The sequence below is a fragment of the Ruegeria sp. CK3 genome (assembly GCF_056536565.1).
Window position 1 is genome coordinate 216,881 of the sequence record NZ_JBQFPV010000010.1, and the last position, 21,381, is coordinate 238,261.

General features: G+C 59.0%; 21 protein-coding genes. 7 read left to right on the forward strand and 14 right to left on the reverse strand.

Translation table 11 applies throughout. The annotated features are described in order from the left end of the window. Position 1 precedes the first annotated feature (1 nt). From ACR0C3_RS16940 to ACR0C3_RS16965, 6 genes are all read right to left on the reverse strand, one after another. Positions 2 to 262, reverse strand: coding sequence for a hypothetical protein (locus ACR0C3_RS16940; protein ID WP_170374009.1), 261 nt, complete (start codon positions 260 to 262; stop codon positions 2 to 4). Further along, entirely contained in the window at positions 262 to 1,635 is a 1,374-nt protein-coding gene (locus tag ACR0C3_RS16945) for a pyruvate dehydrogenase complex E1 component subunit beta (RefSeq protein WP_480759581.1), read from the reverse strand. Before ACR0C3_RS16945 ends, ACR0C3_RS16940 begins: the two co-directional genes overlap by 1 nt. A gap of 15 nt (positions 1,636 to 1,650) precedes the next feature. Continuing rightward, entirely contained in the window at positions 1,651 to 2,640 is a 990-nt protein-coding gene (gene pdhA / locus ACR0C3_RS16950; protein WP_170374007.1) for a pyruvate dehydrogenase (acetyl-transferring) E1 component subunit alpha, read from the reverse strand. Between the two features lie 130 nt (positions 2,641 to 2,770). Then, the gene (locus ACR0C3_RS16955; RefSeq protein WP_480759583.1) at positions 2,771 to 3,049 is read right to left on the reverse strand and encodes a DUF3144 domain-containing protein; all 279 of its coding nucleotides are present in this window, start codon (positions 3,047 to 3,049) and stop codon (positions 2,771 to 2,773) included. A 96-nt stretch (positions 3,050 to 3,145) separates the two neighbouring features. After that, positions 3,146 to 3,445 carry an FtsB family cell division protein gene (locus ACR0C3_RS16960; RefSeq protein ID WP_170458795.1) on the reverse strand — a complete coding sequence of 100 codons (300 nt, stop codon included), beginning with the start codon at positions 3,443 to 3,445 and terminating at the stop codon, positions 3,146 to 3,148. A gap of 161 nt (positions 3,446 to 3,606) precedes the next feature. Further along, a complete protein-coding gene (locus ACR0C3_RS16965; protein WP_480759584.1) occupies positions 3,607 to 4,797 on the reverse strand; it encodes a phosphoglycerate kinase in 1,191 nt (396 codons plus the stop codon). Between the two features lie 132 nt (positions 4,798 to 4,929). Between ACR0C3_RS16965 and ACR0C3_RS16970 the strand changes: the two genes are divergently transcribed. Continuing rightward, on the forward strand, positions 4,930 to 5,436 hold the full coding sequence (locus ACR0C3_RS16970; protein WP_170374004.1) for a peptidylprolyl isomerase: 507 nt from the start codon (positions 4,930 to 4,932) through the stop codon (positions 5,434 to 5,436). Continuing rightward, complete coding sequence (locus tag ACR0C3_RS16975) at positions 5,429 to 5,983, forward strand: peptidylprolyl isomerase (protein ID WP_480540959.1); 555 nt, start codon at positions 5,429 to 5,431, stop codon at positions 5,981 to 5,983. The genes ACR0C3_RS16970 and ACR0C3_RS16975 overlap by 8 nt, the downstream gene beginning before the upstream one ends. 57 nt (positions 5,984 to 6,040) lie before the next feature. Here the strand turns inward: ACR0C3_RS16975 and aqpZ are convergent, their stop codons facing one another. From aqpZ to bcp, 6 genes are all read right to left on the reverse strand, one after another. After that, complete coding sequence (gene aqpZ, locus ACR0C3_RS16980; protein ID WP_170458789.1) at positions 6,041 to 6,727, reverse strand: aquaporin Z; 687 nt, start codon at positions 6,725 to 6,727, stop codon at positions 6,041 to 6,043. Between the two features lie 92 nt (positions 6,728 to 6,819). After that, the gene (locus ACR0C3_RS16985; protein WP_480759585.1) at positions 6,820 to 7,635 is read right to left on the reverse strand and encodes a M90 family metallopeptidase; all 816 of its coding nucleotides are present in this window, start codon (positions 7,633 to 7,635) and stop codon (positions 6,820 to 6,822) included. A gap of 125 nt (positions 7,636 to 7,760) precedes the next feature. Further along, entirely contained in the window at positions 7,761 to 8,261 is a 501-nt protein-coding gene (locus ACR0C3_RS16990; RefSeq protein WP_170374000.1) for a bactofilin family protein, read from the reverse strand. Then, positions 8,251 to 9,582 carry a DUF5930 domain-containing protein gene (locus ACR0C3_RS16995; protein WP_480759586.1) on the reverse strand — a complete coding sequence of 444 codons (1,332 nt, stop codon included), beginning with the start codon at positions 9,580 to 9,582 and terminating at the stop codon, positions 8,251 to 8,253. The genes ACR0C3_RS16990 and ACR0C3_RS16995 overlap by 11 nt, the downstream gene beginning before the upstream one ends. A 174-nt stretch (positions 9,583 to 9,756) precedes the next feature. Then, on the reverse strand, positions 9,757 to 10,575 hold the full coding sequence (locus ACR0C3_RS17000) for a ferritin-like domain-containing protein (RefSeq protein WP_480759634.1): 819 nt from the start codon (positions 10,573 to 10,575) through the stop codon (positions 9,757 to 9,759). An 87-nt stretch (positions 10,576 to 10,662) separates the two neighbouring features. After that, positions 10,663 to 11,124, reverse strand: coding sequence for a thioredoxin-dependent thiol peroxidase (gene bcp, locus ACR0C3_RS17005; protein WP_480759588.1), 462 nt, complete (start codon positions 11,122 to 11,124; stop codon positions 10,663 to 10,665). Positions 11,125 to 11,192: 68 nt separating this feature from the next. Here bcp and ACR0C3_RS17010 point away from each other — a divergent pair, with 68 nt between their 5' ends. The 4 genes from ACR0C3_RS17010 (at position 11,193) to ACR0C3_RS17025 (ending at position 17,736) form a co-directional block, all read left to right on the forward strand. Then, the gene (locus ACR0C3_RS17010) at positions 11,193 to 14,576 is read left to right on the forward strand and encodes a YhdP family protein (RefSeq protein ID WP_480759589.1); all 3,384 of its coding nucleotides are present in this window, start codon (positions 11,193 to 11,195) and stop codon (positions 14,574 to 14,576) included. A 41-nt stretch (positions 14,577 to 14,617) separates the two neighbouring features. After that, positions 14,618 to 15,664 (forward strand): tRNA preQ1(34) S-adenosylmethionine ribosyltransferase-isomerase QueA, encoded by a 1,047-nt coding sequence (gene queA / locus ACR0C3_RS17015; protein ID WP_480759635.1) that lies wholly within the window; start codon positions 14,618 to 14,620, stop codon positions 15,662 to 15,664. A gap of 112 nt (positions 15,665 to 15,776) precedes the next feature. Further along, complete coding sequence (locus ACR0C3_RS17020) at positions 15,777 to 17,057, forward strand: MFS transporter (protein WP_170466251.1); 1,281 nt, start codon at positions 15,777 to 15,779, stop codon at positions 17,055 to 17,057. A 100-nt stretch (positions 17,058 to 17,157) separates the two neighbouring features. Beyond that, entirely contained in the window at positions 17,158 to 17,736 is a 579-nt protein-coding gene (locus tag ACR0C3_RS17025; protein ID WP_480759590.1) for a DUF924 family protein, read from the forward strand. Here ACR0C3_RS17025 and ACR0C3_RS17030 read toward each other — a convergent pair. Continuing rightward, a complete protein-coding gene (locus ACR0C3_RS17030) occupies positions 17,733 to 18,167 on the reverse strand; it encodes a hypothetical protein (RefSeq protein ID WP_480759591.1) in 435 nt (144 codons plus the stop codon). The genes ACR0C3_RS17025 and ACR0C3_RS17030 overlap by 4 nt on opposite strands. 216 nt (positions 18,168 to 18,383) lie before the next feature. On the opposite strand from ACR0C3_RS17030, the gene lpdA reads away from it, so the two are divergent. Next, positions 18,384 to 19,778 (forward strand): dihydrolipoyl dehydrogenase, encoded by a 1,395-nt coding sequence (lpdA, locus tag ACR0C3_RS17035; protein ID WP_170700396.1) that lies wholly within the window; start codon positions 18,384 to 18,386, stop codon positions 19,776 to 19,778. A gap of 136 nt (positions 19,779 to 19,914) precedes the next feature. On the opposite strand, the gene ACR0C3_RS17040 is transcribed toward lpdA, so the two are convergent. Beyond that, a complete protein-coding gene (locus ACR0C3_RS17040) occupies positions 19,915 to 21,300 on the reverse strand; it encodes a dipeptidase (protein WP_480759592.1) in 1,386 nt (461 codons plus the stop codon). Between the last annotated feature and the right edge of the window lie 81 nt (positions 21,301 to 21,381).

Sequence of the window (21,381 nt, forward strand, 5' to 3'; positions counted from 1 at the left end):
TTCAGCGCTCCTCAATCAGAGTAATTTGGTCAAAGGGCGCCTTGGGGCGCCCGGTGCCGCGTGCGAGCGTCGCAATCGCAGCCTCGATTTTTTCTTTGTTCTCCGCCATCCAGACATAGGCAGTCTGGTGCGAGGGGCGCGCGCCTATCAACCGCATATCCGCCGCCAGTCGCTCGGGCACAAGCGCCCGTACGATGCGGTTGTCGATGTCAATCTCGACACGGTAGCATTCGGTTGCTGGATCGCGGCCCCTGATCTCCATTACCGGTAGGTCACCTGTTTGACTGCAGCGATCACCTCATCCGTGGTGATAAGGGCCAGCTTTTCGAGGTTCGCGGCATAGGGCATCGGAACATCCTTGCCGGTGCAGTTGATGACCGGCGCGTCGAGATAGTCGAACGCCTCTTGCATCACGACCGAGCTGATGTAGCTGCCGACCGATCCTTGCGGCCAGCCTTCTTCGACGGTGACCAGACGGTTGGTCTTCATCACCGAGTTGATGATCGCGCCTGTGTCCATCGGACGGATGGTGCGCAGGTCGATGACCTCGGCGCTGATGCCCTCTTCGGCAAGTTTGTCGGCGGCTTCTAGGGCATATTGCATGCCGATGCCGAAGCTGACGATGGTAACGTCCGAGCCTTCGCGCCAGATGCGGGCCTTGCCCAGAGGAATGGACAGGTCATCCACTTGCGGCACGTCGAATGTGCGTCCGTAGAGGATTTCGTTTTCCAGGAAGATCACCGGGTTGGGGTCGCGGATCGCCGATTTCAGTAGTCCTTTGGCATCAGCAGCCGAATAGGGCATAACGACTTTCAGACCGGGGATCTGCATGTACCATGCCGCGTAGTCCTGCGAGTGCTGCGCGGCCACGCGGGCGGCGGCACCGTTGGGGCCACGGAACACGATGGGACAGCCCATCTGACCGCCGGACATGTAGAGCGTCTTGGCGGCAGAGTTGATGATCTGGTCAATCGCCTGCATGGCAAAATTGAAGGTCATGAACTCGACGATTGGTTTCAGGCCACCGAAGGCTGAACCAACCGCAATCCCGGCAAAGCCATGCTCGGTGATCGGGGTGTCGATCACGCGTTTGGGGCCGAATTCGTCTAGCAGACCTTGGCTGATTTTATAAGCGCCCTGATACTCGGCGACTTCTTCACCCATCAGGTAGACGTCTTCGTCGCCGCGCATCTCTTCGGCCATCGCGTCGCGCAGCGCTTCACGGACGGTCTCGGTTTTCATTTCTGCGTCGGCTGGCCAATCGGGCGACAGGTCCACAACCGGCGCGGCCGGAGCGGCAGCCGCAGGAGCGGGGGCCTCAACCGCCGCAGGGGCGGCCTCGGTCACCGCTGCGGCTGCGGGGGCAGCCGCGGGCAGGGCGGAGGCATCTTCGCCTTCTTCAACCAGGATCGCGATGGGGGTGTTGACCTTGACCCCCTCGGTGCCTTCTTCGATCAGGATTTTGCCGACTATGCCTTCGTCAACGGCCTCGAACTCCATCGTGGCCTTGTCGGTTTCGATCTCGGCCATGATGTCGCCGGAAGATACGGTGTCGCCTTCCTTGACCAGCCATTTAGCCAGCGTGCCCTCTTCCATTGTGGGCGAAAGGGCGGGCATGAGAATTTCGGTTGCCATGTCTTATTCGTCCTCTCAGGCGTAAATATCTGTCCAGAGCTCGTCCAGCGACGGCTCGGGGCTTTCTTTCGAGAATTCGGCGGCCTGGTTGACGACCTCTTTGATCTCTTTGTCGATCGCCTTCAGGTCATCCTCGGTCGCGTGTTTGCCGGTCAGCAGCAGCTCGCGCACATGTTCGATCGGGTCGCTTTGTTCGCGGACCTTCTGAACTTCTTCGCGGGTGCGGTACTTGGCCGGGTCGGACATCGAGTGGCCACGGTAGCGGTAGGTCTTGACCTCAAGGATGTAGGGGCCTTTGCCTGCGCGGCAGTGGGCGACGGCCTTTTCGCCGGCGGCTTTGACGGCCAGCACATCCATACCGTTGACCATTTCGCCCGGAATCCCGAAAGCCTGACCGCGGTGGTAGATATCCGCCGAAGAAGTCGAGCGCGCTTGCGCCGTGCCCATCGCATATTGGTTGTTCTCGATCACGAAGACGACCGGCAGATCCCAGAGGGCGGCCATGTTGAATGTCTCGTAGACCTGACCCTGGTTGGCAGCACCGTCACCAAAATAGGTGAAGGTCACGCCGCCGTTTTCTTTATACTTGTCTGCAAAGGCCAGACCCGCGCCTAGCGGGACCTGAGCGCCAACGATGCCGTGGCCGCCGTAGAAATGCTTCTCTTTCGAGAACATGTGCATCGAGCCGCCTTTGCCTTTGGACAGGCCGCCCTCGCGCCCGGTCAGTTCGGCCATCACGCCGCCCGGATCCATGCCGCAGGCCAGCATGTGGCCGTGGTCACGATAGGATGTGATGCGTTTGTCGCCTTCTTTCGCAGCAGCCTCAAGGCCGACAACAACCGCTTCCTGTCCGATGTAGAGGTGGCAGAAACCACCAATCAGACCCATACCGTAAAGTTGCCCCGCCTTTTCTTCGAATCGACGGATCAACAGCATTTCGCGGTAGTAGGTTTTCAGCTCTTCCGCAGAAACGTTTGGTTTCTTTGTGGTTTTTCGCGCAGCCATTGTGGCGATCTCCCCCTTTCGGACAGATAGTTTAGCGTTAAACTATCTTTTAGAGCATTTCTTGCGATCTGGCGAGCGTAAATATGACGCAGCGTAGTTTACCATCCAAACACGAGCGTTCGAATTGCTCTCAATCCGGATCAAGCCTCATGTAGCCTTCGAAATTTTCGATATAGTCATCCAGGTTTTCTGACAGCATCTTTCTGTACTCCTGAACAAAATACTCAATAGTTTCTTCCTTCATATCTCGCATGTCGGAGCCGTTTTCAAAACCGCAGGCACTTACCCAAGCATTGTATCTTGCGGTCGCGTATAGGAGTGAGGCGCTGACTTTTCCGCGAGTCACTTGCTCTAGAAATGTGTTGGCCAAATTGATTACGGCATCAGCACGATCAAAAAAACTGGTCATCGAATTTGTTGTTCACGCCAAGAGAACCTTATTGCTGAGGAAAGATAGTCACGGCCGGAACTGAGACAAAGGAACTTGCAATAGACAGGTTTACGACTACCGAATAACGATTTCATCCGCGCGGATCATGCCCAGTACGGATCGGGCCTGTTGATCCAGTAGGTCGAGGTCAAGGTAATTGTCCGAAAGACGGCGGGTGAGGTTTTCCATCTCGGCAATCTCAGCTTTGAGCGCCGCGAGGTCGCGTGACAGGGCGTCCCGTTCCGCCGAAATCTCAACCCGTCGGAACAGGCCATAGTCTCCTTGCACGGCGGCAAAGGTGAAATATACACCCAGCATAAAAGCCACCGAAAAGAAAAAAACTGCGCCCAAACCGGGCCGATGGGAACGGGACACTCTGTTGACCGCCGTATGAAGTCTGCCTCAATAACGGGCCCTTTCTGGGCCTCTGAACACACTATGTCACAGGTGATTCGGGATGTGAATCCCCTGATTCGCAAAAATTGCATGGATGAGTCAGATTGTCTTGCGGCACGCGTTGGAACGTGCCGCGATGATCACTGGTCCAGTGCTGCGACGCCGGGCAGGGTCTTGCCTTCCATCCATTCAAGGAAGGCTCCGCCTGCGGTCGAGATGTACGAGAAGTCCTTGGCGGCGCCCGAAGCATTCAGCGCGGCAACGGTATCCCCGCCACCTGCAACCGAGATCAACTGACCCGCGCGTGTCAGCGCAGCGGCTTCGAGCGCGGCGGCGTTTGTGGCGGCGTCAAACGGCTCCAACTCGAACGCGCCGAGCGGACCGTTCCAGATCAGGGTCTGGCTTTTGCCGAAGATCTCGGTGATAGCGGAAACACTTTGGGGGCCAGCGTCCAGGATCATGCTTTCTGCAGGGCACTGATCGGCGGGCAGGACCTGATGCTGGGCGTTTGCTTCGAATTTCTCGGCGACCACCACATCAACGGGCAGCACGATGGTGCAGCCGGAAGTTTCGGCCTTGGCCAGGATTTCTTCGGCGGTGTCTTTCATCGCGGTTTCGGCCAGCGATTTTCCGACATCAACGCCCTTGGCGACAAGGAACGTGTTCGCCATACCGCCGCCGATGACCAGATAGTCGACCTTGTCTATCAGGTTGCCCAACAGCTCCAGCTTGGTCGACACTTTCGCGCCGCCAACAACAGCGGTCACCGGGCGTTTGGGTGCGCCCAGAGCGCCCTCCAACGCCTCAAGCTCGGCCTGCATCAAGCGACCGGCGCAGGCGGGCAGCAAACGGGCCAGCGCCTCGGTCGAGCTGTGGGCGCGGTGCGCGGCCGAGAACGCGTCATTGCAGTAGACATCGCCAAGACGCGCCATGCCAGCGGCTAGATTGGGATCGTTCTTGGTTTCAGCCGCGTGGAAACGGGTGTTTTCCAGCAGAAGCACCTGACCAGGCTGCAGGGCGTCTGCGGCCAGTTCAGCCTCAGTGCCCACGCAATCGGCGGCGAACAGGACCTTCGCGCCAAAAGCAGACTCCAAGGTCGGGACAAGTTGGTTCAGCGACAGGCTTTCGCGACGTTCGCCGCCGGGACGGCCGAAATGGGCCAGCAGGATGGGTTTGCCACCGGATGCCAGAATGTGCTGCACGGTGGGAACAATACGCTGAATACGGGTGGCGTCGGTCACAACACCGTCAACGACCGGCACGTTGATATCCACACGCACCAGCACGCGTTTGCCGTTCAGGTCCATATCGTCCAGTGTTTTCCAGCCCATCGCGCAATCCTCGTGTTTTGATACCCTTTGGGCGGTTCTTTTCCTGCATTTTGCCCTCAGGTCAATGCGTCACTTGGCATTCAGGCGCTTGGCGCATAGGTATTTGCGCAAGACAAACGACAGGAGGGCCAGATGGCCGAGATCAAGGATCCCGAAAACACAATCATCATCGAGCTGAAAGACGGCAATGTCGTCATTGAGCTGCTGCCCGACGTGGCACCTCTGCACAGCGCCCGGATGAAAGAGCTGGCCCGTGGGGGTGAGTATGACAACGTGGCCTTCCACCGTGTGATTGACGGCTTCATGGCCCAGACCGGCGACGTCCAGCACGGCGACATGGAAGACGGGTTCAACATCCGCATGGCGGGCACAGGCGGGTCGTCTCTGCCGAACGTTCCGGCGGAATTCTCGAAACTGCCGCATGACCGTGGAACTCTGGGCGCTGCGCGCTCGCAGAACCCGGATTCGGCAAACTCGCAGTTTTTCATCAACTTCAAAGATAACCACTTCCTGAACGGTCAGTACACGGTTTACGGCCGCGTGATCGACGGGATGGAGCATGTAGATGCTATTGTACGGGGCGAGCCGCCTGCGAGCCCGGACCGCATGATCAGCGTCAAGGTAGCGGCAGATGCATAAGCTCGCCGCCGCTTTTGTCCTGTTGGCCAGCCCCGCGCTGGCCACCGGGCTGCAGATCGAGGTTGAGGGTGAAGCCAATGGCACCATCACCGTTGACCTGTTTGAAGATGTCGCACCCAAGCACGTGGAACAGATCACCGCGCTCGCCAACGCAGGTGAGTATGACGGCGTCGTCTTCCACCGAGTGATCGATGGGTTCATGGCCCAGACCGGAGACGTTCAGTTCGGCAACCAGACCAAGGGCAGCTTCAACGCTGCCAATGCAGGTCGTGGTGGCTCGGACCGTCCTGACTTGCCGGCCGAGTTCTCGGACATCACCTTTGATCGCGGTGTGGTCGGCATGGCGCGGTCTCAGAACCCCAACAGCGCGAACTCGCAATTCTTCATCATGTTCGAGCCGGGACCGTTTCTGGATGGCCAGTACACCGTTGTTGGTCAGGTCACGGACGGGATGGACGTAGTTGATGCGATCAAACGCGGTGCTGGTCAGAACGGCGCCGTTGTCGGCCAGCCCGACGCGATGAAAAAGGTCACTGTGACCGAGTAATGAAAAACCCCGGCGCAGGCCATGCGCCGGGGTTCTCTTGTGGGCTAGGGACCTGGATCAGTCGTCGCCCATTGCTTTCCAGATCAATGCACCGATGGCACCCCCGATCAGCGGGGCGACCCAGAACAGCCAGAGCTGTGCAAGGGCGGGGCCATCCGCAAACAGGGCCACGCCTGTGGACCGTGCCGGGTTAACCGACGTGTTGGTGACAGGGATTGAGATCAGGTGGATCAGGGTCAGGGCCAGACCGATGGCAATCGGAGCAAAGCCCGCAGGCGCTCCGCTGGAGGTGGCCCCCAGAATGATCACGATGAAGAACGCGGTCAGCACGATCTCGATCACCAGCGCGGACATCATGGAATACCCTTCGGGTGACGCCTCGCCATACCCGTTTGAGGCAAACCCACCGACACCTTCAAAACCCGGCGCGCCGCTGACGATCACATACAGCACCACCGCTGCCGCAATTGCACCCAAGACCTGCGCGACCCAATAAGGCAGTAGGTCTTTGGCGGGGAAGCGCCCTCCGATCATCAGGCCGAGGCTGACCGCGGGGTTGAAATGCCCGCCCGAGATATGGCCGACCGTATAAGCCATGGTCAAAACGGTCAGGCCGAAGGCGAAGGATACACCAAGCCATCCTATGCCGACATCAGCGACCCCTGCAGCCAGAACCGCGCTGCCGCAGCCCCCCAGAACCAGCCAGAACGTGCCGAAGAATTCGGCCATGAGTTTTGATGACATGAATAGTCCTCCGTTAATCAATGAGGGCCAGAGTAATTCAAAAACCGTGATTTGTGAAACTTGCGTTTGGGGGAATTTTCACGGCCTGCGCGTCAGTTAGGCACGCCACCCCATGTCGCGGGATCGAGATTGAACAGCGCGGCAAGCTGTTCATAGACATGAGGTGCCGCCTTTTGCAGGGCGTGAGGACGCTCAAAAAACACCTCGACCGAGACGGCAAAGAACTCCTCATGGCCTTCGGCACCGTAAGGGTCGATGACGGTGCGATGCCCGGCCTCTACTGCTGCGACATGGTCGGAATAGGCCGTCAAGAAGACACGTTCCCACTCGGCATAGCTCTGTCCTTTTGCAAGAACCGGAACACCGTTGGTGCCACCTGACAGGTCGTCGATCTGATGCGCAAACTCGTGGAACACCACGTTGTGCCCGTCATGGTCATTCATCGCGCCCTGTTTGCTATGCGCCCATGACAGGATCACTGGCCCACGGTCCCAGCTTTCGCCGGTTCGGATGATCTCTTTCTCGGTCACGACATAGCCGCTGCGTCGTTGCTGCCGAGACTTGAAGGCGTTGGGGTAGATCAGAACGGTTGTCAGATTGTCGTACCAGGTATCCGTGTTCACCACGAGCAGACAGGCTTGCGCGGCAATGGAGAGTTGCATCTCATCGGTGACCTCGAGCCCGTCGCAGCCATAAAAGCTCACCTGTTCCAGAAACAGGTTGATCTTGCCATCCAGTTTCTCACGTAGGTCGGATGGCACGCGTTGGAGGATGGGGACTTGTGCCGCGATGATACGCCGGTCGTCTTCGCTGAGCGGCTCGGCTAGAAGAGCAGCGCGCGCCTTTTTCTTGGACCAAGACCAGTACAGAAACGCGCCTGCGACGGCTGCGACAAGAGCAGAAAACATCCACATGGGCAGAGTTTAGCCGTATAAGTTCAAGCTTGGAACTGGATTCAGAGGAACGCCTGCAGTTGAATCGAAAACGCCGCAGGATGGCCTGCGGCGTTTCAAAAATCCGGGTTGGATTTGCTTTACTGTTTGACTTCCGCAGCCGGGTTGGCACCCGGTTTTGCGCCCCGGCCAGGGTTCAGGGGGTCGTCCTGACGCTGAACCGAGCCTTCGAAATGCGCGCCGCTTTCGATGGCGATTGTCTTGTGGATGATGTCGCCTTCGACCCGTGCGGTCGACGTCAGGCGAACCTTCAGGCCACGCACGCGACCTACGATGCGGCCGTTTACCACGACGTCGTCTGCAGTGACTTCGCCTTTGATGGTCGCGGTTTCGCCGATGGTCAGAAGATGCGCGCGGATGTCGCCCTCGACAGTGCCTTCAACCTGAATGTCACCGGTTGTCTTGATGTTGCCTGTGATATGCAGGTCCGAAGACAGGACCGATGCGGGCGGCTTGGGCTTGGGCGCCGTGCTGGCCTTGGGTTCAGAAGGGGCAGGGGCCGCCGGAGTCGCCGGAGCAGCAGGTTTTGCCGCCTCAGAATCCTTGGATGCGGGTTCGTTGATTTTGCTCTTAGAAAACATTTCTCGCAGCCTTGATGTAAGTCATTGGGTTTACAGGTTTTCCGTTCACGCGCACCTCATAGTGCAAATGCGTGCCGGTGGACCGTCCGGTGCTACCCATATCAGCAATATGATCCCCGCGCGAGACCCTTTGGCCGACCTTCACACGGATCTTGGTGTTATGAGCGTAAAGTGTCTCAATCCCGAAGGCGTGTTTGATCCTCACAAGGCGTCCAAAGCCGGACTGCCAGCCGGCATGGGTGACCACGCCATCTGCGGTTGCAAAGATATCGGTGCCTTGGGGGCCCGCGAAATCGACACCGTTATGCATCCGGCGTCCGCCCGTTTTGGGGTCGCGGCGCGAGCCGTAGCCGCTGGTAAACCGCACAGCGGAATGAACCGGGTTCGCAAAGGGCGCTTTTTCGGCCGCCAGACGATACAGGTTCAACTGATCCATTTGTTGTAGAAGCTGGTTTGCGCGCACCTCGTCGGCGGAGATGTCACTCTCCTCGCCGCGGGTGCTCAGGGATAAAGGGGTCAGCGGACCGCCCATACCGCTATATCCGCGCCGCACCTCTTCGATGATGCGGTCCGTGGGCATGCCCGCCTGGCGGAACATCTTGTCCAGAGGCTCGACCGAGATCACCATCGCCTCTTCCAATTGGCGGAAAATCTCTTCACTGCGTTCCTGCATCAGTCGGATTTCCAGCTCCAGATCATCGCGCTGGTCCAGCGCATCGCGCGCGTCAGCTGCAATCTGATCTCGCTCTTCCGCGGTGCGGGTCAGAGCGTCGGTCATGAATTCCATCTGCGCCGGGGCCGAGGCGGCCACGACATAGGCGTCCGTTGTATCCGCATCCTGTTGCAGCTTCGCCAGCTCGCCACGGGCCTCTTCGCGTTGCTTCATCGTGGCGCGCAGGGTCGTCTGGATCACCTCGATTCCGGTTTCCAACTCGCGCCGACGGTTTTCCGAGGCCAAAAGCTCGGACTGCATCGCCGAGACCTGCGCCAGAGCAGCATTGAACCGGTCTTGCGCGGCCAAGGCTTCCTGCGCGCGGGCGTCACGCTCGGCGGACAGGATGTTGAGACGTTCTTGATAGGTGGCCTGATCGCGTTTGGCTTGTTCGCGGAAGTTGCCAGATCCGATGCTGTCCATCAGCAGAATCGCAGTGGCGACAGCGGTCCAGCCAACCATTACGGCCACACCGGCCACCGCAGCGATCTGCGTTTCCGAGCTGAGACGGATGTACCGCGTGTCTTTGTCAGATTTCAGAAAAACCCGGCGTTCCGGGAAATGCCGTTCGAGCAGCGAGTGAAATTTAATTGCCAGACGTGTTCTCACGCGTCTTACCTCTCATCCCCAAGATCGGGACCGGTCGTGGTGCAATAGCCGTCCCTTGGACGGGATGCTTAATAGGGTCTCAGCATTCGGGCAAGTTTGTTGACCAATTTGTCGTCGAAGGTGCAGATTTCCCCCTACGGATCGGCGAAAACCTGCCGAAATTAACCTTTAACCTCAGTCTGAGACCTGACCCGGCGCGGGCATGTCCTCGGTTAGCGGCCAGTAGAAGTCCGGCGGCAATCCTGCCTCGGCGCGCTTCTCTTCGTTAAAGGGCGGTTTCAAGGCGCCGTGGAAATAGCGCCGAACCAATTGGTGGAAGACGTCCTTGGGGTCGGCGTTTTCGCGTCCACAAAGAAAATGGAACCACTTGGAACCATAGGCGACGTGGCCGACCTCTTCTGCATAGATCACCTCGAGTGCAGCGATGGCCTGTTCCGCCTTTGCCTTGCGAAAGATATCGATCATGCCGGGTGTGACGTCCAACCCGCGTGCCTCCAGCACCATGGGAACCACCGCAAGGCGGCCCATCAAATCCTCGGCGGTGTCTTCGGCGGCGCGCCACATGCCTGCATGGGCGGGTAGGGCGCCGTAAAAGCTGCCCATCTGTTCAAGACAATCGCAGACCATCTCGAAATGGCGCGATTCTTCTTCGGCACATTTGACCCAGTCATCGTAAAAACCGATCGGCATGGGCACGTGACCGAAGCGGGCAATGATGTCCCAATGCAGATCCACCGCGTTCAACTCGATATGCGCTACAGCATGCAACAGCGCGATGCGTCCGGCCTCGGACCCCGGTTTGCGCTTTGGCACTTCGCGGGGTGAGAGCAACTCGGGCTTTTCAGGGCGTGCAGGATTCAAAGGTGGGGTGGCGGTGCCGATTTCAATCGCGTCACCCTGGCCTTTGCGCAACGCGAACCAAGAGGCGGCATGGCGTTTGGATAGGGCGGTTTTCTCCCGCCCGTCCGCTGTTGTCAGAACCTCGCTTGCCATCTGGGTCAGTGTTTTAGGCACTGGTACGCTCCGCCTTGTCGTGTCGAGGCCGGGGATAGACCGGATGGCGCGCGGGGTCGAGGGGGGCTACATCGCCTTTACGGCTTCAAGTACCGCGTCCACGTGGCCCGGCACTTTGACCTTGCGCCAGACCTGCGCGATACGGCCCTCGGCGTCGATCAGGAAGGTCGAGCGTTCGATGCCCATGGATTTGCGGCCATACATGTTTTTTTCGACCCAGACGCCGTAATCCTCGCAGACCGTCGAGTTTTCATCCGACAGCAAAGGCGTGGTCAGGTCGTGTTTGGCGACGAACTTGTCATGTTTGGCAACGCTGTCGCGCGAGATGCCGAAGACCTGAGCGCCCGCATCGGCAAAGGCCTGAAGCTGCTCCGAAAAACCGATGGATTCCTTGGTGCAGCCCGGCGTATCATCGCGGGGATAAAAATATAAAACGACGGCATTGCCGCGCAGATCCGCGAGGGATACCTCACCGCCGCCGTCTCGGGGAAGGGTGAAGTCAGGGGCCATGTCTGAAACGTCGGGCATTGGAAACTCCGCTAAAGGTTTTTAAACGCTGCCCGATATCATAGGGCAACGCGGACGGGTTGAAAGGCGTGGAACGCAAATTGGTGCAGCAGGATCAGGACAATAGCGAAGAGGCGGGCCAACCGAAACGTCGCCGCTCGCGCCGTCGGTCGGCGGGCATCTGGACGTTGCGGGGCGTTGTTTTGCTGGTCGTTCTGGCTGTGGTCACGGGGTTTATGGTGTTGGGCCAGCGTATGCACGCCCCGGCTTGGCTACGCAGTCACGTTGAGGCGCGTTTGGAGGAGAATCTGGGCGGTCTCCAGATCCGCTTTGGGGATGTCAGCTTTATCATTCACGAAGGCTGGCGGCCCCGTTTGCGTCTGACGGATGTGTCCATCAGTGATCAGGCCGGACAACAGATCGCCCAAGTGTCGGATATGCGGGCCAGCCTGGCGATGCGGCCCTTGCTGCGCGGTCATGTGCGACCCAAGCGGATCATACTCAGCGGGGCACAGATCGCCCTGACCCGGGGTGAGGACGGTGCGCTGACCCTGACGGTGGGCACTGGCAGCGCGCCCGTGCAAAGCGCATCGAACCTTGCCGAATTGATCGAGGCCGGGGATGAGGTGTTCCTTTCTCCGGTCCTGTCCGCGCTGACCTCGGTGCAGTTGGACGCGATCACGCTGGACTATCGCGATCTGCGGTTGGGGAGGTCCTGGGTACTAGACGGCGGCCATATTCAGCTGACCCGCAATGACGACGACATGCGGCTGGCCACCGGGTTCTCGGTCCTGTCCGGGCGCGATTTTGTCAGCCAGATCGAGGCCAATTACACCAGCATTCTGGGCACGCCCGAGGCACGTTTTGGCGTGACGATCACCGATCTTCCAGCCGAGGATATATACGGCCAAAGCCCGGCATTGGCGTGGTTGCAGGTTTTGAAAACGCCGATCTCGGGCGCGGTGCGAGGCAGTGTGGATGGCTCAGGAGCTTTCGGCCCTGTTTTCGCGACGCTCAATCTAGGCGCCGGTGCGGTGCAGCCGAATCCAGAGACACGTGCCATCCCGTTCGACTCAGCGAGCACCTACTTCACCTATGATCCCATCCGGCAGGAGCTGGACTTCAACGAGGTCTCGATCGATTCCGCCTGGGGATCGGTGCAGGCAGCAGGCAAAGCCTATCTGCAAGGGGTGGAAAACGGCACGCTCGACAGTCTAGATGGGCAGTGGAGCCTGACGGGGATCAATGTCAACCCGGCCAACCTGTTCCCCGAGCCGCTGAACCTGAAAAAGGCCGATCTGGACGTTCAGATGAAATTCGCCCCTTTCCGGCTGCGCGTAGGTCAGATGACGATTGAGGACGGCGGCCACCGCGTGCGGGCCTCGGGTCTGCTGGTCGGGCTGGCCGATGGCTGGTCGGCCGATCTGGATGCGCATCTGAACCAGATGGACTCTGAAGAGGTCCTAAATTATTGGCCCGAGCGTCTTGCGCCGAAGCCGCGGGAATGGGTGACCAAGAACCTCTCCAAAGGCGCCTTGTCGGATATGGATTTCGCGCTGCGTCTGCGGCCCGACAACAAACCCGATATCTATCTGGATTTCGGGTTCGAGGATGCCACCATACGGTTTGCCAAGACGTTGCCACCGGTCGAAGGCGCGCAGGGGCAGGCCAGCCTGATTTACGACCGCTTTACCGCAACAGCACAGCAGGGTGTGGTGATGGCCGATCAAGGCGGGGCCGTGGATGCGTCGGGGACGTCCTTCATCATTCCCGATACCGAAATCAAAAAAAATACGCCGGGTATTGCACGGATAAATGCGACGGGGGGTGTCACTGCCGCGCTATCCCTTCTGGATCGCCCGCCGCTTAGCCTGCTCAGCAAGGCAGGGCTGCCGGTCGATATGGCCGAGGGAAGTGTAGCGCTTACGGGCACGTTGTCCTTGCCGCTGATCAAGGGCCTCAAGTTTCAGGACACGCAGTTTCACTTCGCGGGCAGGCTCGGAGACCTGAGCAGCGACCGTCTGGTACCGGGATTTTCCGTCAGTGCACCGATGCTGGAGTTGTCCGGAGACCAGACTGGAGTGCAAATCGAAGGGCAGGGCCTGTTCGGCGATGTGCCCGTGCAGGCCAAATGGCAGCAGCCGATTGATGGCGAAACGGCGCAACGCAGCACCGTGACCGGGCAAATCGAACTGTCCCAACGTCTGATGGCCGAATTGAAGGCTGGGTTGCCGCAAAGCTTCCTCAGCGGATCCGGCACGGCTGATTTTACGCTGGGCATCGGTGCGGGCGCGCCGCCGCAACTATCAGCCTCATCCGATCTGGTGGGCGTCACGCTGGCCATCCCCGAGCTGGGATGGCGCAAGCCCGCGTCGACCAGCGGCACGCTGACTGCTGATGCAACACTGGGCGATGGGTTGAAGGTTGATGCCTTGAACCTGCAGGCGGCGGGGTTGCGGACTGCGGCGTCGATCACCTTCCGAGAAGGAGAGTTTGACCGTGTTTCCTTCAGTTCCTTCGATCTGGGCAACTGGCTGGCTGTACCGGCCGAGCTGATCGGGCGGGGTAATGCCGCACCCGACATTCGAGTTCTTGGCGGGGTGCTGAACCTGGGCCGCGCTACATTCGGCGGGTCCGAGGGTGGCGGCAACGGGGCGGGCGCTGGCCCGAATCTCGACGTAACGCTTGACCGCCTGCAAGTCACCGAGGGCGTGGCCCTGACCGGTTTCAAAGGCGCGTTTCAAACGACCGGAGGGGTCAACGGCACCTTCAACGCCCGCGTCAACGGAGGAGCTGCCATGCAAGGGCGCCTCACCCCGCGTGGCGCGCGCAGCGCGGTAGAGCTGACCTCGAACGATGCTGGTGCCGTCTTGCGCTCGGCGGGTTTGCTGACGCAAGCAAGGGGCGGAACGTTGGATGTGCAGCTTGAGCCAGTCGCGGCCGCAGGCAGCTATGATGTGATCCTCAGCATCGTGAGTACCCGCATTCAGGATGCGCCTGCGATGGCTGCGTTGCTGAACGCGATCAGTCTGGTCGGGCTGCTGGATGAAATGGCCGGGCAGGGTATCTTTTTCTCGTCTATCGACAGCCGGATGCGGATCACCCCAACCGAGGTCAAGATCCTCAGCGGCAGTGCGGTTGGCCCCTCCATGGGCCTGTCTTTTGATGGAACGGTGAATACGGTGGCCGGGACGCTGAACCTGCGGGGTGCCATTTCCCCGATCTATTTGCTGAATGCGGTCGGCAGCGTTTTTACCAAAAAGGGCGAAGGGGTCATCGGGTTCAATTATTCTCTTACCGGGCCGTTGGCGGACCCGAAGGTCTCGGTGAACCCGCTGTCGGGCCTTGCGCCGCTGTTCCTGCGCAACCTTCTGCGTCCTCCAGCCCCGACGGTTTCAGACGGGCCGAACGCCCAACCGCGCAAACCTGACGAACCCAAGCGTACTTACGGCGCCCCGAAAAGCGACCGCTAGGGGATATGGCCGAATCTCTTGTGGCCTTGTATGGCGCGGCCATGAAACTCAGCGATTTTGATTTCCACCTGCCCGAAGACCTGATTGCGACCCGGCCCGCCAACCCGCGCTCGTCCGCACGTTTGCTGGTGGCCGAGCGCGAGGCGATCTCGGACAGCCATGTGTTCGATCTGCCCAACTGGCTGCGCCCGGGCGATCGGCTTGTGTTGAACGATACGCGCGTTATCCCGGCAAGGCTCAGCGGGCGGCGGCATCGCGACAGCGCGCAGGGGCCGGTTTCCGCCGCGATCGAGGCGACGTTGCTGGAGCCTCAGGCGGATGGGTCCTGGACCGCGCTGATCAAGCCGCTGAAAAAGGTCAAACCGGGCGAAGAGATCGTGTTCTCCGACGATCTCAGTGCGACTCTGGACCGGGTCGAGGACGGGCAAGCCTATCTCCAGTTTAACCTCAGTGGTGAGGATTTCGACGCCGCCCTTGAACAGGCCGGTGCTATGCCTTTGCCACCGTACATCGCCGCCAAACGTTCAGCGGATGAGCAGGACAAGACGGATTACCAAACCATCTGGGCGCGCAACTCGGGCGCTGTGGCCGCACCAACCGCGTCGCTGCATTTTGACGATGCGCTGATGGCGGCACTGGCCGAGCGCGGGGTGGAGTTCAGCCACGTGACCCTGCATGTGGGCGCGGGCACGTTTTTGCCGGTCAAGGTCGAGGACGTGACAACCCACAAGATGCATGCCGAGTGGGGCCGGGTCAGCCAGCAGGCCGCTGATGAGATCCGCGCCACCAAGGCGGAGGGGGGGCGGGTGGTCCCGGTCGGCACCACCGCCCTGCGCCTGATCGAAAGTGCCGCGCGCAGTGGGCAGATCGCGCCTTGGGAAGGGGAAACCGACATCTTCATTTATCCGGGCTTTCAGTTCCATGTAACGGACGCATTGATGACCAACTTCCACCTGCCCAAGTCGACCCTGCTAATGCTGGTTTCGGCCCTGATGGGGCAAGAGCGTATGCGGTCCGTCTATGCCCATGCGATTGAACAGAAATATCGCTTCTTCTCGTATGGGGATTCATCCCTTCTAATCCCCTAAAACCCTCAGCCGCGACACTGTCAGACAGGGAATGTCGTAGACAGGCGCGATCTGTATTTGTTTTGATCACATAACGACTCGCAATTCAGCTTGGCACATCCCGGAGGCCCAAATGATTCAGGTTCTGTCCACCGCTTGGGCGCTTCTTCTTGGCATGGGTTTGCTGATGGTCGGCAACGGCCTGCAAGGCACGATTCTGGGTGTTCGCGGTGAAATCGAAGGCTTCTCGACCCTCGAGATGTCCTTTGTGATGTCGGCCTATTTCATGGGGTTTCTGGGCGGATCGCGCCTTGCGCCCGAGATGATCCGTAGGGTCGGCCATGTGCGTGTCTTCGCAGCCCTGGCCTCGTTCATTTCCGCGGTCATGATCATGTATCCGATGCTGACCGACCCGATCGCGTGGTTCCTGGGGCGTGCCGTGATCGGCTTCTGTTTCTCGGGCGTTTATGTGACCGCTGAAAGCTGGCTGAACAACGCGGCCAGTAACGAGAACCGGGGGCAGGCGCTGTCGCTTTATATGATTGTGCAGATGCTGGGGATCATTTCGGCTCAGGGATTGGTCTTGCTGGGCGATCCGGCTGGGTATGAGACGTTTGTGATCGCTTCGATCCTCGTTTCTGTCTCGTTCGCGCCGATCCTTTTGTCGATTTCTCCGACCCCTGCATTCGACACCACCAAACCCATGACCCTGCGCGAGCTGATGGGCAAATCCCCCTTGGGCTGTGTGGGCATGTTCCTGTTGGGTGGAGTGTTCTCGGCGCAGTTCGGCATGGCGGCGGTCTATGGCGCGCGTGCTGGGCTGAGCCTGATCGAGATTTCGACCTTCGTGGCCGCCTTCTACATCGGCGCCATCGTGCTGCAATACCCGCTGGGATGGTTCTCGGACCGAATGGATCGGCGTTTCCTGATCCTGCTGGCGGCAGCCATAGGTGGTGCCAGCGCCGTTGCTGGCATGCTATTCGGCGTGAATTTCCCGATCCTTCTGGTTACCGCTTTCTTTATTGGCGGTATGTCAAACCCGCTCTATTCCCTGCTGATCGCCCATACGAACGATTTTCTGGATCGCGAAGACATGGCCGCTGCATCTGGGGGTTTGCTTTTCATCAACGGATTGGGCGCGATTGCTGGCCCGCTGATTACAGGTTGGTTGATGGGGGACGGGATCTTTGGACCTCCGGGCTTTTTCCTGTTCATCGCGGCGTTGCTGTTCGCGATGGCTGGCTACGCAATGTATCGCATGACGCAGCGCGCGGCGATCCCAGTCGACGAAACCGGCACCATGTCGCCTCTGTACCCGTCCGCATCCCCCGTTGCGCTTGAGGTGGCCCAGGAAGTGGCCATCGAAGCCGCCGAGGCCGAGGAAGACGCACAAGATGTTTCCGCTAACGCCTAAATATGTCCGAAATGTAGTAATATTTTACTGTTACAAATCTGTAAAACAGCCTTAAATGACCTTACGTCCCTGGGGAGGGCAACACACGGAGTTAAGGGCAATGGTTGGTCCTGAAGACGTATTGAGTTTTTGGTTGGATGAGGTCGGCCCCAAGGGGTGGTACATGCAGGACGACGCGCTGGATCAGCAGATCCGCGACCATTTCCTGACCACTTGGGAAGCCGCGGCAGAGGGCAAGTTTTCGCTCTGGCTGACATATCCCAGCGGGTCGCTGGCCTATATCATCCTAACAGACCAATTCCCGCGCAACATGTTCCGGGGTGAGGCACGGGCCTTTTCGTCGGATCGGGCGGCTCTGGCCGCTGCGAAATGCGCGGTGGACAAGGGCTGGGATATGAAAATCGACGAACCCGCGCGGCAGTTCTTTTATTTGCCGATGATGCATTCCGAAAACCTGTGTGATCAGGAACGCTGCGTGCGTCTGATCTGCCAGAACCTCAGCAGCGAGGATTCCAGCAACCTGCTGCACGCACGAGCGCATCGTGAGGTGATCCGGAAATTCGGACGCTTCCCTTATCGGAATGAGGCCCTGTCACGCACCCCAACCGTGCATGAGACCGCCTATGTCGACATGGGCGGCTACGGCGCCACTGTGCGTGAGTTGCAGGCAGCCGGTTAACCTTCAGGCCCGCATCCACGAATAGCAATGATCCGGTCGGCTACCACGTCGGCCGAGGTCTCAATTGCATGGTCAATTAATTGGTCAGGTGATTCCGCCAACTCTGCAAACCGGGTCTGAACAGTCTGCAGTTTGGTTTCTATCGTTTCCAGCTTATCCAGCGTATTGGACATTCGCAGTGAAACAACGGTGTTGCTCACCAGACCGTCCTCTTGAATTCGGGCCAAATCACTGCGCAGTCCGGAAAGCTGCTCGCGAATACCCTGCGCCTCGTCCCGCAACGGGGCGACAAGTTGCAGCTTTTCCGACAGGACCGAGGTGACGTCCTCGACGGTCGAAGCCAGTTTCCATCCCAAAAACAGGCAAAGCGCGACAAGGATCAGCGTTGCATTCAGAAGTGCAAGGAGAAGGTCTTTGAGGGTCTTGGCCATGATAAGTCTTTCGAATGCTTTGTGAATATAAGACGGGTGGAGGCCCCGACTGTTCTTTTCTAGCCTTTGAAAAAGCTTGGGTATAGGCTGAAAACTGCACGTATCGACCATAACATACCGACGTCGCTTTTGTCGCGGTATGTCTATATTGATGCGCTGTGAAAAATAGTTTAATGCTAAACTAAATTTAAAACCGACCTGGGCCGAGAGGGACACATGGCTGAAAAATCTTTTGATCTGATCGTAATCGGTGCTGGTCCGGGCGGCTATGTGGCCGCAATCCGCGCGGCGCAGTTGGGCCTCAAGACCGTCGTGGTCGAGCGAGAGCATCTGGGCGGCATCTGTCTGAACTGGGGCTGCATTCCCACCAAGGCAATGCTGCGCTCCTCAGAAGTCTTCCACCTGATGGAGCGCGCAAAGGACTTTGGTCTGACGGCGGACAAGTTCGGTTACGATCTGGACGCGGTGGTCAAACGCTCACGTGGCGTTGCCGGCCAGTTGTCGGGTGGGATCGGCCACTTGCTCAAGAAGAACAAAGTCAGTGTCGTGATGGGCGAGGCGACGATTACCGCAAAAGGCAAAGTCTCAGTCAAAACCGAGAAGGGCACCGAAGAGCTGACCGCCAAGAACATCGTCCTCGCCACCGGCGCACGTGCGCGTGAGCTTCCAGGGTTGGAAGCAGATGGCGATCTGGTCTGGACCTACAAACACGCACTGCAGCCGCCGCGGATGCCGAAGAAACTGCTTGTCATCGGTTCGGGCGCCATCGGGATCGAATTCGCCAGCTTCTACAACACGCTGGGCGCGGATACGACCGTGGTTGAGGTGATGGACCGCGTGCTTCCGGTTGAAGACGCTGAAATCAGCGCCTTCGCGAAGAAAGCCTTCACCAAGCAAGGCATGACCATCATGGAAAAAGCGATGGTCAAGCAGCTTGATCGCGGCAAGGGTAAGGTTACCGCGCATATCGAGGTCAAAGGTAAGGTCGAGAAGCACGAGTTCGATACGGTAATCTCGGCCGTTGGCATTGTCGGCAATGTCGAGAATCTGGGACTGGAAGCACTCGGCGTGAAAATCGACCGTACTCATGTTGTGACGGATGAGTTCTGCCGCACCGGCGTTGATGGTCTCTATGCGATTGGCGATATCGCCGGCGCGCCTTGGTTGGCTCATAAAGCCAGCCACGAAGGCGTCATGGTAGCAGACCTGATCGCAGGCAAACACGCGCATCCGGTCAAACCCGAGAGCATCGCAGGTTGCACCTACTGTCACCCACAAGTGGCCTCGGTCGGCTATACCGAAGCCAAAGCTAAAGAGCTTGGCTACGACATCAAGGTCGGCCGCTTCCCCTTCATCGGGAACGGTAAGGCGATTGCGCTAGGAGAACCTGAGGGCATGATCAAAACGATCTTCGACGCCAAGACCGGTGAGCTGCTGGGCGCACATATGATTGGCGCAGAAGTGACCGAGATGATTCAGGGCTACGTGGTCGGTCGTCAATTGGAGACGACGGAAGAAGACCTGATGAACACCGTCTTCCCGCATCCGACACTGTCAGAAATGATGCATGAAAGTGTTCTGGATGCGTATGATCGCGTGATCCATATGTAAAGGGTTAGGGGGCTCTGCCCCCGCCGCGGCAAGCCGCGACTCCTCCGGGAAAATTACAGCCAGATGAAGCATGGGATCCGTTCTTCATCTGACCGAAAATACCTCGGAGCGCGAGGCAGAGCCTCGCAAAAAACTGCTACGAATTCAAAGCATCCAGAATGCGGGCCCAAGAGCGGATGCCCTTATGGAAGCTTTTGACATCGTATTTCTCATTCGGAGAGTGGATGGCATCGTCGTCATTGGCGTAGCCGACCAACATCGAATCCAGGCCCAGAACGGTGTCGAAGTAACCAACGACCGGGATTGAGCCGCCCATTCCGGTGAACACGGCTTCGCGGCCCCATTCGTCAGACAGCGCAGCACGTGCCGCTTCGAATTCAGGGCGATCGAGATTCATGACCGAGGCTGGGGACCCTTCGAGGTCATTGTCCCAGACAACTTTGGCGTCCGGCGACAGGCGTTCTTCTACGTGCTTGCGGATTTTCTCGCGCAATGCGTCGGGGTCCATGTCACCGACTAAGCGGCAGGTGATTTTGCAGTGGGCCTCTGATGGGATCACCGTTTTTGATCCGGCGCCGTTGTAGCCTCCCCAAAGACCGTTGACCTCAAGCGTGGGGCGTGCCCATTGCTGTTCCAGCGTGGAATAGCCTTTTTCGCCATGCGGTTGGCTGTAGCCCACCGAGTTCAGATATTCGGCTTCGTCGAAGCCGCAGTTCTCCCACTGGCGCAGCTGATCTGCCGGGACCTCGTGAACGCCCTCGTAGAAACCTTCAACAGCGACGCGCCCGGTCTCGTCGTCATAGAAGGAAGCCACGATCTTGGACAATTCGCGCAGCGGGTTCAGACCGGGGCCGCCGTAGTGGCCGGAATGCAGGTCGATGCGGGGGCCGATGATGGTGAACTCATCCTTCAGCATGCCGCGCAGTTGCGACGCGATGGAAGGCACTCCGCGTGACACCATTGAGGTGTCGCAAACAAGGGCCAGATCGGCCTGCAATTCGTCTTTGTTCGCTTCGAGGAACGGAACCAGCGAGGGCGAGCCTGATTCCTCTTCACCTTCGAAGAAAAAGGTGATGCGGCAGGGCAGGGTGCCGTGGACGGCTTTCCAGGCACGGCAGGCCTCGACAAAGGTCATCAGCTGGCCCTTGTCGTCGGATGAACCACGGCCTCGAATGACGGGTCCATTTTCGGTCTCCTCGATGGCGGGATCGAACGGATCGCGGTTCCACAGGTTCAGCGGATCGACGGGTTGCACATCATAATGCCCGTAGAACAGCACATGCGGGCCTTCGCTGCCCTCACCCACATGACCCACGACCATAGGGTGACCGGGTGTTTCGCGCTTTTCTGCTGCAATCCCAATGCTCTGCAGGTCCGAGACCAGCCAGTCGGCGGCCTTGTCGACCTCCGCTTTGTAGGCGGGATCGGTTGAGATCGATTGGATGCGCAACAGCTCCATCAGGCGGTCGATCGAGGTTTGCAGATCAGAGTCGATCCGGCTCAGCACGGCGTCTAGCGACATAACAGGGCTCCTGCTAGAGAATGATTTGCGCGAACCCTATCAGTGTTGGCGCTGCCGTCCAGAGCAGAGTGCGCAGTACTG